The 12,141-nt window shown below is 48.3% G+C and carries 11 protein-coding genes; all 11 read left to right on the forward strand.

Annotated features, from left to right (window positions below; all coding sequences use genetic code 11):
* Nucleotides 1–323 precede the first annotated feature (323 nt).
* Nucleotides 324–1,511 carry an acetyl-CoA C-acyltransferase family protein gene (locus D791_RS18075; protein WP_036514758.1) on the forward strand — a complete coding sequence of 396 codons (1,188 nt, stop codon included), beginning with the start codon at nucleotides 324–326 and terminating at the stop codon, nucleotides 1,509–1,511.
* Nucleotides 1,512–1,547: 36 nt separating this feature from the next.
* Nucleotides 1,548–2,357: a WD40/YVTN/BNR-like repeat-containing protein gene (locus D791_RS18080; RefSeq protein WP_081763952.1), complete on the forward strand. Its 810-nt coding sequence runs from the start codon at nucleotides 1,548–1,550 to the stop codon at nucleotides 2,355–2,357.
* Entirely contained in the window at nucleotides 2,324–2,644 is a 321-nt protein-coding gene (locus D791_RS19370; protein WP_157682427.1) for a hypothetical protein, read from the forward strand. The genes D791_RS18080 and D791_RS19370 overlap by 34 nt, the downstream gene beginning before the upstream one ends.
* Nucleotides 2,641–5,019 carry an efflux RND transporter permease subunit gene (locus tag D791_RS18085; protein WP_051514680.1) on the forward strand — a complete coding sequence of 793 codons (2,379 nt, stop codon included), beginning with the start codon at nucleotides 2,641–2,643 and terminating at the stop codon, nucleotides 5,017–5,019. Before D791_RS19370 ends, D791_RS18085 begins: the two co-directional genes overlap by 4 nt.
* A gap of 95 nt (nucleotides 5,020–5,114) precedes the next feature.
* Nucleotides 5,115–5,687 (forward strand): hypothetical protein, encoded by a 573-nt coding sequence (locus D791_RS18090; RefSeq protein ID WP_036514761.1) that lies wholly within the window; start codon nucleotides 5,115–5,117, stop codon nucleotides 5,685–5,687.
* 169 nt (nucleotides 5,688–5,856) lie between these two features.
* Nucleotides 5,857–7,656 (forward strand): acyl-CoA dehydrogenase C-terminal domain-containing protein, encoded by a 1,800-nt coding sequence (locus D791_RS18095; RefSeq protein WP_036514763.1) that lies wholly within the window; start codon nucleotides 5,857–5,859, stop codon nucleotides 7,654–7,656.
* Between the two features lie 15 nt (nucleotides 7,657–7,671).
* Nucleotides 7,672–8,097: an SCP2 sterol-binding domain-containing protein gene (locus tag D791_RS18100; RefSeq protein WP_337588690.1), complete on the forward strand. Its 426-nt coding sequence runs from the start codon at nucleotides 7,672–7,674 to the stop codon at nucleotides 8,095–8,097.
* Between the two features lie 101 nt (nucleotides 8,098–8,198).
* On the forward strand, nucleotides 8,199–9,869 hold the full coding sequence (locus tag D791_RS18105; RefSeq protein WP_036514765.1) for an AMP-binding protein: 1,671 nt from the start codon (nucleotides 8,199–8,201) through the stop codon (nucleotides 9,867–9,869).
* Between the two features lie 21 nt (nucleotides 9,870–9,890).
* Nucleotides 9,891–10,460 (forward strand): DUF2889 domain-containing protein, encoded by a 570-nt coding sequence (locus tag D791_RS18110; protein ID WP_036514767.1) that lies wholly within the window; start codon nucleotides 9,891–9,893, stop codon nucleotides 10,458–10,460.
* A gap of 4 nt (nucleotides 10,461–10,464) precedes the next feature.
* The gene (locus D791_RS18115) at nucleotides 10,465–11,232 is read left to right on the forward strand and encodes an enoyl-CoA hydratase-related protein (RefSeq protein WP_237748710.1); all 768 of its coding nucleotides are present in this window, start codon (nucleotides 10,465–10,467) and stop codon (nucleotides 11,230–11,232) included.
* A 267-nt stretch (nucleotides 11,233–11,499) separates the two neighbouring features.
* Nucleotides 11,500–12,141, forward strand: a 642-nt coding sequence (locus D791_RS18120) for an electron transfer flavoprotein subunit beta/FixA family protein (RefSeq protein WP_036514769.1), incomplete at its 3' end; no start/stop codon positions are given.

A 12,141-nucleotide genomic window follows, 5' to 3' on the forward strand; every position in this document is an offset into this window, starting at 1 on the left:
GGTGAGGTTGCAAAACGGAGTAGCGATCGGCTATCAGCAGATGTTACGCGAAGGCAACAATCGTCGCTTTTTGCAGGAAATGGCGGGTCGAAAACTTACCCAGAAGTCAATGAAAACATGAATTCAGGTTTTTTAATCGAGGCGGGGATGTCGGATCAGATCACTTTGACTGTAAAACGCCTAAAAAAGGTACTATCTTCATCTGATGCTGAACTATATTGTCATCTATACTGGAGTCTTCTGTTATTGCAGCAAACGCTGCGTCAAGGGATGCTAATAGCCAAATTAGCCGTCAGTTTTACAGAAAATAAAAAGGTAATGTTATGGCGAAGCAGGATATTTATGTCGTCTCAGCCGTCAGAACGGCAATCGGTGCGTTTGGTGGTGGGTTGAAAGACCAAGCACCGGTTGAGTTAGCGGGAAAAGTGGTTGCGGAGGCGATTGCCCGTGCTGGTATTGAACCGGAGCACATAGGCCACAGTGTTTTTGGAAATGTTGTGCCAACCGAACGCCGTGATTTGTATATGGCACGTGTGGCGGCCTTGCTGGGTGGTTTACCAGCAACAACCCCTGCACTCACTGTCAACCGTCTATGTGGCAGTGGTTTGCAAGCCATCATCTCAGCGGCACAGCAACTTGAGTTAGGCGTCTGCCAAGCGGCCGTTGCAGGTGGTGCCGAGTCCATGAGCCGAACCAATTATTGGATGCCGGCTGCGCGCTGGGGACAGCGTATGGGTGATGGCGCGGTGTTGGACTCGATGGTCGGTGCGCTCACCTGTCCGATTGAAAACGTTCACATGGGCATAACCGCTGAAAATATTGCTGAAAAGTGGAACATCAGTCGCGAAGATCAAGATTTGCTGGCCATGCAAAGCCATCAGCGTGCACAAGCGGCCGTTGAAGCGGGACACTTTAACGAGCAGATTCTGCCCATCCTTATTAAAGGACGCAAAGGCGATGTTGTCTTTGATCAGGATGAACATATCCGGATGAATTGCACGCTAGAGGATATGGCGAAGCTAAAGCCTGTCTTTAAAAAAGATGGCAGCGTGACGGCTGGTAATGCATCGGGTTTGAATGATGCAGCTGCCGCGCTGGTCTTAGCAACTTCAGCCGAGGTTGAGCGTTCAGGATTGAAGCCAATCGCTCGACTCGTTTCCTATGCCTTTGCTGGTGTTGAGCCTAAGTATATGGGCATAGGCCCTGTTCCTGCGGTGAAAAAGCTGCTGGATAACACTGAGCTAGAGGTTGGAGACATCGACCTTTGGGAGATTAATGAAGCCTTTGCCGCGCAGGCGCTGGCTGTTGTCCGGGATTTAAATCTCCCGAACGAGCGTGTTAACCCAAACGGCAGTGGGATTTCTCTGGGACACCCAATTGGTGCGACAGGGGCCGTCATTACGGTTAAGGCGTTGTATGAGTTGCAGCGGATTAAAGGACGTTATGCTGTTGTGACCATGTGCATCGGTGGTGGGCAAGGAATCGCCGCTTTATTTGAGCGAGTCGAATAGGCTCGTTTTTCCAATCTGAACAACAAGAACAATCAGATGACCAAACATACATTATGCGCGTTCGTTATGGCCAGCAGTCTATTTGGGTTGCTGCCTTTTTCTTCTCAAGCGGGTTTGCCCGACCGTCTTGAGCAGCCTGCATCGCACTCCGATGCCGCCAAGAGCGTTATGTTGCTTGATATTGCGCGCTCTGGAGAGAATCTAGTGGCCGTTGGCGATTTGGGCGTCATTTTAATCTCCGTTAATGAAGGGCGTGATTGGCAGCAGGTGAGCAGCCCTGTCAGTACGTTGCTAACAGCGGTGTTTTTCCAAGAGGATCAAGGGTGGGTCACCGGACACGACGGTGTGTTGTTGACCTCGAAAGATGCTGGGTTAACTTGGGAGAAAGTCTTAGATGGGCATACGATCAATGCCCTATTGGTTGAGGATGCTCAGAGCAAGCTCGAGTCATTGCAAGCCGACGCCTATGCTGATGCCATGGATATCGAAGACGCCGAATTTGATCTGGAAGATGCCGAAGTGGCAATGGAAGAAGGCCCAGTGAACCCTTTGCTTGATGTTCTATTTACCTCATCACAAACAGGGGTTGTTGTCGGTGCCTATGGTTTGGCGTTATCCACTGTCGATGGTGGCCAGACTTGGACGTCTTTTGCGGATCGCTTGCCGAATCCTGATCGACTGCATTTAAATGCTTTGCTGCAAGCGGATGATCAATTGTACATAGCAGGGGAGGCAGGGTTGCTGTTGAAGTCCTACGATCAGGGCCAATCATGCAGAGTTTGCCTTCTCCTTATGATGGGTCTTTTTTTGCCTTGGCTCAGCATCAGGATGAATTGCTGGCTTTAGGGCTCAGGGGGAATTTATTCCGCAGTCTTGACGCAGGCTACGAATGGCATCCTGTGCACGTCGAGCCGACGGTCAGTTTCCTTGGAGCACAGAGCCATTCGGGTCTTTTAGCGATCACGGGGCTGGGTGGCACGCTTTTGTTGGGACCGGACTCAAATCAATTACTTACGCAGCCTTTAAATACTCGTCGACATTTCAATTCGGTTATTGCTACTGAGCAAGGGTGGATTCTTGTGGGTGAGCAGGGGGTGTTTTTGTCGAATCGCGCTAAGGAGTTAGCACAATGAGTCGTTTTACAGACGTGCTTTTGTTGCCTATTAAAGGGTCTGAACAGTTGGCTGAGCGGGTGCTATTCCATCACCGTTTAAAAGTCCTGTTTGTGTTTGCATTGATTACTCTGATCTTGACCTGGCAAGCCATTCAGATTCGGCCGGATGCCAGTTTCGTAAAAATGATACCTGCAAGTCATCCCTATGTTGAAAATTACTTAACCTATCAAGACGATTTGTCGGGTCTTGGGAATAGCGTACGCGTGGCGGTTGCCAATCAGCAGGGGGATATCTTTGATGCGGAATTCCAGTCTGTATTGCAGCGTGTGACAGACGAACTCTTTTTCATTCCAGGTGTAGACCGAGCAGCGCTTCAGTCCATTTGGACGCCCAATGTGCGTTGGACGGAAGTGACAGAGGAAGGATTTGTCGGTGGTCCAGTTATCCCGCCGGATTACGACGGTTCTCTCGAAAGTCTGCAAGAACTACGGCTAAATGTGTTGCGCTCAGGGCAAGTGGGTCGTTTGGTTGCCAACGATTTCCGTTCAGCGATTGTTGAGGTGCCACTGTTTGATTTTGATCCTGAAAGCGGTGACCGTCTGGATTATCGAGCGCTGTCTGAACGTTTAGAAACGCTTGTTAGAGACCAATATCAGACGGAGCAGGTGACGATACATATCACTGGCTTTGCCAAAATTGTCGGTGACTTGATTGAGGGAGCGTATCAGGTTGCGGTGTTTTTTGCCTTGGCGATAGTGATTACCTTGGTGTTACTTTACCTCTATTCGAGAAGCATTAACGGCACCATCGTTCCGTTGATTTGCTCGTTAATTGCCGTTATTTGGCAGTTGGGTCTACTGAATGCCTTAGGGTACGGCATCGACCCGTATTCCATGCTGGTTCCGTTTTTGGTGTTTGCCATTGCCGTGAGTCATGGTGTGCAGATCGTCAACTCCATACGTTTAGAAAGTCTTAAAAACCCAGACAAATGGCATGCGGCACGCAGCGCATTCCGAATTCTATACATTCCTGGCTTAACGGCGCTGGTTTCCGACGGCATTGGCTTCTTTACCTTGATGGTCATTGATATTCAGGTGATACAGGAGCTGGCCGTTGCTGCATCCTTGGGTGTTGCCGTCATTATTTTGACCAACTTATTGCTGTTGCCCTTGTTGATGTCCTATGTAGGAGTGGGGGATCGCGCGATTGAATATGCCCAACAACAGTCTGATAAGGGGGCTGAGCGTTGGAGAGTGTTGACGTGGTTTACCACTCGAAAAGGTGCTGTGTTGGCGTTAAGTGTTGCAGTGGTTATGACAGTAGTCGGGCTTTATGCCGCTCGAGATCTTCAGATTGGTGATCTAGATAAAGGTGCACCAGAGTTGCGGGCAGACTCTCGTTATAATCTCGATAATGCCTTCATTACCGATAACTACTCGACCTCAAGCGATGTGTTTGTCGTCATGGCGGTTACTGCGCCTGAGCAGTGCAGTCGTTTTGAAACCTTGTCTTCTGTCGAGCGTTTCCAGCACCATATGCAATCTGTTCCGGGTGTACAGTCCAGTATCTCTTTGGCCGATTTGTCAAAGCGGATTACCTCTGGTTTGAATGAAGGAAATCCGAAATGGCGCTCCGTGAGTCGTAATCAATTTGTGATTAATGCGTCCTTGGCCTACGTGCCCGGTGGTCTGATGAATGCCGATTGTTCATTGCTGCCCGTGATTATTTTCTTGGATGATCACAAAGCCCATACCTTGCAGGAGGTGAGTGCTGCCGCACAGGCGTTTGCAGACACCTATAATGATGAGTCACTTCAATATGTTTTGGCGGCAGGAAATGCAGGTTTTGAAGCGGCCACCAATCAAGTTATCGCCCGTGCACAGTATGAGATGTTGGCTTGGGTCTATGGTGTTGTCAGTCTTTTGTGTTTGCTGACATTCCGTTCGGTTAAGACCGTATTGTGCATTATATTGCCTTTAGCCCTCACCTCGCTGCTTTGTCAGGCCTTAATGGCACAGCTTGGAATTGGCGTTAAGGTGGCAACCTTGCCTGTGATTGCTTTGGGGGTCGGTATAGGCGTTGATTATGGCATCTATATTTATTCGCGCCTTAGCAGTTACCTAGCGAATGGCATGAATTTAACAGATGCGTATTTCGAGACCTTGAAGACCACTGGAAAGCCCGTGGCCTTTACTGGGCTAACGCTGGCGATTGGGGTGGTGCTTTGGGTGTTCTCACCGATTAAATTCCAAGCCGATATGGGGATTCTGCTCACCTTTATGTTCTTATGGAATATGCTGGGTGCGCTTATCCTGCTGCCCGCTTTGACGGCGTTGTTAAAGCCGCATCCAGCCTTGACCTCTGGGCCTGAGGTCTACGACTCGCCACGATAAATACGCGTGTAAATTGCCAAGGATGGCACCTGTCCAAAGGGGAGTTCGGCCTGTTACACTTCCATCCTAAGATCAAAATTATCAAGGAGTGGAACATGAAACAGTGGCTAGTCAGTGCGTTTGCGGTATGCATGCTTTTGGCGTTTGGGTCGGCATCGGCGCAAATGACCACCTTAGATCCTCAGTCAATTGACGCCTATCTCAATAGTTTGCCGAAAGTGGAAGCGCTAGGGCGCAAATTGGAAAATCAAGGTAAAGGAGATGCGTGGCTTAAAGAGGTGACTCCTGAGATAGGACAAAACTTCAATCCTCACCAGCAGGGTGTTGCCCTACTTAGTCAAGAAGAGCCGAGTGCTTATCAAGAGTTAACTCAGATTACGCGTCAGCACAGCTTTACCAGCGCAGAGCGTTGGGCTGAGGTCGGAGACCGAATTATTCTAGCCTACGGTGCATTAAAAGCGGAATCTGAGAGCCCCGAGATGTTTGCTATGGCCGCTGAGTTTGACAGTGTCAATCCTCAAATGCTACAGATGTTGCCGCCTGAAATACGTCAGCAGGTTGAGCAAGCCATGTTAATTGTACGTGCGTTTGCACAGGTATCTGATTCCGACAAACAGCAGGTTCGCCCTTTTTTGTCACGTATAGATACCGTCCTTTCACAATACTAACTCCAATATTAGGGCCTTTATTCAACACATGAGTTAAACCCAAGCCAGGCTTAGAGCATATTTGTCACTAAATCTGGCAGCTTTTGTTATTGGTACTTTTGGATAATTCGTCCATGCTTAATACCAAGTACAGACGTACACAATAACGATAAAAGTGAGGTTGCAAATCATGGCTGAATACAAGGCTCCTTTGCGCGACATGCAGTTCGTGTTAAATGAAGTGCTACATATGGACGCGCATTATCAACAATTACCCGGTTGCGAAGAAGCAACACCGGATATGGTGTCGGCAATTTTGGAAGAGGGTGCAAAATTCGCTGAGCGGGTGTTGTCACCTTTAAACCAAGTGGGTGATCAAGAAGGGTGTCAATTTCAGGATGGTGAAGTTAAAACACCGACTGGCTTTAAAGAAGCTTACTCTGCTTTTGTTGAGGGTGGTTGGCCATCGCTGGCGCACGATCCTGAATGGGGTGGGCAGGGTCTGCCGGAATCCTTGGGTATTGTCATTAACGAGATGGTCGGCACCGCTAACTGGGCTTGGAGTATGTACCCAGGGCTGAGTCATGGCGCGATGAATACACTGGATGCGCATGGTACAGAAGAGCAAAAACAAACCTATCTAACCAAGCTTGTCTCTGGTGAGTGGACGGGGACCATGTGTCTGACCGAGCCTCACTGCGGAACAGATTTGGGTATGTTAAGAACCAAGGCTGAGCCTCAAGCCGATGGTACCTACAAAATTACCGGAACAAAGATTTTTATTTCAGCCGGTGAGCATGACTTAACAGACAATATTGTTCACATCGTGCTGGCTCGCTTACCTGATGCACCTGCGGGCACCAAAGGCATTTCATTGTTTATTGTGCCTAAGTTCTTGCCAAATGCAGCGGGCGAAGCGGGCGAGCGCAATGCGCTGAAGTGCGGCTCTATTGAGCATAAGATGGGTATTCATGGCAACTCAACCTGCGTTATGAACTTTGATGGCGCGACGGGCTTCCTGATAGGTCCTGCCAATAAAGGGTTGAACTGTATGTTTACCTTTATGAACACGGCTCGAATTGGCACCGCGCTGCAAGGTCTTGCTCATGCTGAGTGGGGCTTCCAAAACTCATTGGTATATGCAAAAGACCGTCTGCAAATGCGTGCGTTGAGCGGCGTTAAAAATCCAGATGGTGCAGCCGATCCCATTATTGTGCACCCTGCTGTGCGCAACATGCTGCTCACACAAAAAGCCTTTGCTGAGGGTGGACGTGCCCTTATTTACTTTGCGGCTCAACAGGTGGACCGTTCGGCGCTGTCAGCGTCCGCAGAGGAAAAACAAGAGGCCGAAGATTTATTGTCGTTGCTTACGCCAATTGCAAAAGCCTTTTTGACCGAAGTGGGCTTTGAGTCTGCAAATCATGGTTTGCAGGTTTTTGGCGGTCATGGTTATATTGCCGAGTGGGGCATGGAGCAAAATGTCCGCGATTGCCGCATTTCAATGCTCTATGAAGGAACTTCACAAATCCAGGCATTGGACTTGTTGGGTCGTAAAATTCTGATGAGTCAGGGTGAGTTGCTCAAGCGCTTTACCAAAATGATCCACAAGTTCTGTCAGGCACACGAGGGCAATGCGGCGATGGAGCCGTACACTAAAACCCTAGCTGGACTGAACAAAGAGTGGGGCGAATTGACGCTGAAAGTGGGCATGAAAGCAATGCAGAACCGTGAGGAAGTCGGTGCGGCCGCGATGGATTACCTCATGTATTCAGGGTACATCACGCTGGCATGGCTCTGGGCGCGTCAGGTTGAAGTGGCACAAAATGCGTTGGCTGCAGGGACATCTGAAGAAGCCTTCTATAAAGCTAAATTGGCAACCGCTCGTTTCTATTATGATCGTTTATTGCCAAGAACAAAAATGCATGCCGATGTCATGTTGTCCGGTGCAGATAATTTGTTGGCATTAGATTCTGAACACTTTATTTTTTAAGTCGAGCATTGTGCGATGAAAAAGTTGCTCAGAACAAAAGCAGGTCAAAAAGTGTTGTCGGCTGCCTTAAGTCTTAATGCGAAACGATACACATCTAAAAAACAATCGAATGAAGGTGGAAGCATGGCAGATTTAAATGCAATTTTTACAGCAATGGGTGATCGTTTTAATGCGCAAGCTGCAGGCTCTTTAGAGGCCGTGTTTCAATATCAAATTGAAGATGGTGAGCCATGGTTTGTTGCGATATCCGAAGGCGTATGTCAGATTGCTCAAGGTGAACATGATGATCCCAGTGTTACCTTGACCATGGCGTCGGATACCCTAGAGGAAGTGATGAATGGCGAAACAGATGGTATGCAGGCCTTCATGACTGGGCGTATCAAAGCCGATGGCGATATCATGCTAGCTACTCGCTTAACGTCTATTTTTCCAGTCGCGTAAGGGTATTAATGGCGTGGGTTTGTTTCTAGAGAGATGAACTCGCGCCTTTATCTGTTAGATAGACGTTGTTTCAAGATAACAATAAAAGTCAGGATCTTCTTATGGACATACAGCGTGGGACGACCATTCCAAGCGATTTAAATCCTTCGGGCTATACCAACATTAACGAAGTGTTTGAACACACCTGTAAAAAATACGCACAGAAGCCGGCCTTTACCAGTTTTGGTAAAACTCTGTCTTATCAAGAATTGAAGCAGTATGCTGATGCGTTTGCCGTGTATCTCCAAAAAGAAACAGACTTACAGCCCGGTGATCGTATCGCGATACAATTGCCTAACCTGATTCAATACCCAGTCGTTTTGTTTGGTGCAATTAAAGCCGGTTTGGTGATTGTAAACACAAACCCTCTTTATACCCCTCGAGAAATGGAGCACCAATTCAACGATTCCGGTGCTAAAGCCCTAGTGATTTTTAAAAACATGGCCAGTAACGCAGAGAAAATTCTGCACAATACTCAAATAAAGCATGTTTTTGTCACTCAAATTGGTGATTTGCATGGGTTCTTTAAGCGGTGTTTATTGAACAGCGTTGTAAAGTATGTCAAAAAAGCTGAGCCGCCTTTCAATATACCTAACGCCCTTGAGCTGCGTGATGTGCTATCACGTTATGTGGGGCAGCATCCCACTCCAGTCGAGGTCAAAACCGCTGATATTGCGGTTTTGCAGTACACAGGCGGGACCACAGGGTTATCAAAAGGGGCTGTGTTAAGTCACGGAAACCTAGTATCAAACATGGTGCAGGGGCATCATCTTATTAATCAGGCACCCGCGGGGTGGGCAGATACGGCGATTGCGCCTTTGCCTCTCTATCACATCTATGCCTTTACCTTGTCTCTGATCATTATGGACTGCGGTGGTCATAGCGTACTTATTGCGAACCCACGTGACCTAGACGGGTTCATTAAAGAGATGAAAAAGTGGAAAACCTCGGCTTTTATGGGCTTAAACACCTTGTTTATCGGGCTTTGCAACAAGCCTGAATTTAAAGATGTCGACTTTAGCCAGTTTAAAATTACGATTTCCGGAGGCTGTGCATTAACCTTAAAAGCCGCTGAAATGTGGAAAAGCATCACAGGCAGTCAAATCATGGAAGGGTATGGTTTAACGGAAACCTCACCAGCCGTGTCGATTAACTCTCCACGTGATATCCGTTTAGGCACGATAGGTCAGCCGCTAAAACATACAGAGGTGATAATTGTAAATCCGGATGGAGAGCATCTTCCTGATGGTGAAATAGGTGAGCTCTGTGTTAAAGGTCCTCAAGTAATGGTAGGCTATTGGCAGCGCGAACGTGAAACGGAAGCCAGTTTTACAGATGACGGCTACTTCATGACAGGAGACATAGCTGTACGTGATTCTGAAGGGTTTTTACGTATTGTTGATCGAGCCAAAGATATGATTCTTGTATCGGGTTTTAACGTGTATCCAAATGAAATTGAAGATGTGTTTTCACTGCATCCTGATATTTTGGAGTGTGCGGCCGTCTCGATGCCGGATGAACACAGTGGTGAGTCGGTCAGGCTCTTTGCGGTGGCAAAAGATCCCGAGATTAAGCCCAGCGTGAAAGAGCTCAAAGAATGGTCTAAGGATCAATTGACGCGTTATAAAATTCCCAAAGACATCGTGTATGTCAGTGAGCTTCCGAAGACGAACGTTGGCAAAGTGTTGCGTCGGCAACTAAAAGAGCAATTTAAATCAGATCAAGCGGCCTAGAGCCATGCCAGGAGAATAAACATGCCATTGTCCAAGCCCGTTAAAAGACGCTTAAGTCACCGTCGCACGATTGTTTGTGAAGGCTATGAACGGGATGACGGGCTCTGGGATATTGAAGGACGAATGGTCGATGTAAAAAGTGACAATGTCGAGAACCAAGAGCGGGGTGGCTATGTGGCGGCGGGTGAACCCTTCCATGACATACGTATGCGCTTGACGATTGATCAGAGCTTTCTGATTCATCAGGTTGAGGCCAGTATGGACGCAACGCCTTTTCAGATGTGTCCTGGCATCGTTGGCCATTATAAGCGTTTAGAAGGAACTCGGATTGGACGTGGCTGGCATAAGCAAGCACAAGAACTGACAGGTGGTGTTGAAGGCTGTACTCATCTGAATGAGTTGTTAAAGCCTTTGACGACAACCGCCGTGCAAACGCTTTGGCCAAAGGCCTCTGAGTCACAAGCCAAGACAGGTGCCAAAGGGATGCTCAATACCTGCCATACTTGGGCTGAGTTTTCGCCGGCCATTGCTAAGTATCAACCCCATTTATTCGTTCCCCATCAACAATTGACAGAAAGACAGGATCAATAATCAGATGATGTCACAGAACCCTATTTTAAAAGAACAAAAAGGGAAGGTGTTGTTGCTGACGTTTAACCGACCTGAAAAGAAAAATGCATTGACGCAAGAAATGTATGAACAAATGACGCAGGCGCTCAATGACGCTGCGGAGGCAGACGATGTGCATGTTGTCGTGATTGCAGGTCAGGGGACTGATTTCAGTGCGGGCAATGACATCGCAGGATTTGTCGCAGCCGTACAAGACCCTGATCGAATCTCAATACCCTTGCATTTTTTGCAAGCAGTATCGACATTTCCGAAACCTTTGGTGGCGGCTGTCAAGGGTGTTGCCATAGGCATAGGCACCTCAATGCTGCTGCATTGTGATTTGGTCTACGCCGATGACACTGCACGTTTTCAGCTGCCTTTTACACGCATGGGACTTGTCCCTGAAGGTGGAACAAGCTTGTTGATGCCCATGCATCTAGGGCATCGCCAAGCATTTGAACTGCTTGTGTTGGGTGAGGCCTTCTCTGCTGAAAAAGCCGCGCAGGTGGGCTTGATTAATCAAGTCGTTCCCGCAGATGCGTTATTGTCTTTCGCATTAGACAAAGCCCAGATATTGAGTGAGATGGGCCCCGAAGCTGTTCGCCAAAGCAAGGCGATGATGAAAGGATATCTCTCAACTCAGTTAGCGGGGGTTTTGACGGAGGAGGTTAAGGCATTTGCCGCCCGCCTATCATCAAGCGAAGCCCAGGCCGCATTTGCGACGTTTATGTCAAAGAAAGCCGCCGTTGCTTGATTGCCTCCCCCTGTACACTATTCTTTCCTCATCCTTACCATGGTGTGCGCTTGGGCCAGTATAAACTGGCCTGAGCCAAGCCTCAGTATCTCGTACATCTGCTAATCTGATTAAACGCTGTTCTTGACCTTGATTGCAGACGATTGTGATAGAAAAAAGATACAGCTGATGTATTTTGTCATGGATATGGGTGGTTTTTGTTATTGAGGAAATCTGTATCTCGACTAGTATTGTTAGTCATATAGAACAACAAGAATAGGAGTTGTGATGAAACTACTCGTCGCCGTAAAACGCGTTATCGACTATAACGTGAAAGTCCGTGTAAAGGCCGACCGCTCAGACGTGGATCTGGCCAATGTCAAAATGGCCCTCAATCCCTTCTGTGAAATCGCGGTTGAAGAAGCCGTGCGTTTAAAAGAACAGGGCGTTGCTTCGGAAGTGGTGGTGGTCTCCATTGGTGGCAAAGCCTGCCAAGAGCAACTGCGCACCGCCTTGGCGCTGGGCGCGGATCGTGCTGTTCAGGTTGAAGCTCCAGACAGCCCCGATGCGCTATCGGTTGCGCGTATCCTTGCTAAGGTCGCGGAAACTGAACAGCCCGGTCTGATTCTATTGGGCAAGCAAGCCATCGATTCTGACAACAACCAGACCGGCCAAATGCTGGCGGCCTTACTGAACCGCCCACAGGCCACCTTTGCTTCAGAAGTTAAGGTTGAAGGGGAGCATCTGCTGGTGACACGTGAAGTGGACGGTGGTTTGCAAACACTGAAACTGACACTGCCAGCCGTCGTGACCACTGATCTGCGCTTGAACGAACCCCGCTACGCATCCTTGCCGAATATCATGAAGGCCAAGAAAAAGCCCCTAGAGGTTAAAACCGCTGAAGACTTAGGCGTAAGGGTCAGCAGCAAT

Origin of the sequence: Nitrincola nitratireducens, from assembly GCF_000585235.1 — a bacterium.
Lineage (GTDB): Bacteria > Pseudomonadota > Gammaproteobacteria > Pseudomonadales > Balneatricaceae > Nitrincola > Nitrincola alkalisediminis.

Bases quoted from the DNA above. Each gene is read 5' to 3' on its own strand.
- D791_RS18075 (WP_036514758.1), top strand. From the start codon at position 324: ATGGCGAAGCAGGATATTTATGTCGTCTCAGCCGTCAGAACGGCAATC.
- D791_RS18080 (WP_081763952.1), top strand. From the start codon at position 1,548: ATGACCAAACATACATTATGCGCGTTCGTTATGGCCAGCAGTCTATTT.
- D791_RS18085 (WP_051514680.1), top strand. From the start codon at position 2,641: ATGAGTCGTTTTACAGACGTGCTTTTGTTGCCTATTAAAGGGTCTGAA.
- D791_RS18090 (WP_036514761.1), top strand. From the start codon at position 5,115: ATGAAACAGTGGCTAGTCAGTGCGTTTGCGGTATGCATGCTTTTGGCG.
- D791_RS18095 (WP_036514763.1), top strand. From the start codon at position 5,857: ATGGCTGAATACAAGGCTCCTTTGCGCGACATGCAGTTCGTGTTAAAT.
- D791_RS18100 (WP_337588690.1), top strand. From the start codon at position 7,672: ATGAAAAAGTTGCTCAGAACAAAAGCAGGTCAAAAAGTGTTGTCGGCT.
- D791_RS18105 (WP_036514765.1), top strand. From the start codon at position 8,199: ATGGACATACAGCGTGGGACGACCATTCCAAGCGATTTAAATCCTTCG.
- D791_RS18110 (WP_036514767.1), top strand. From the start codon at position 9,891: ATGCCATTGTCCAAGCCCGTTAAAAGACGCTTAAGTCACCGTCGCACG.
- D791_RS18115 (WP_237748710.1), top strand. From the start codon at position 10,465: ATGATGTCACAGAACCCTATTTTAAAAGAACAAAAAGGGAAGGTGTTG.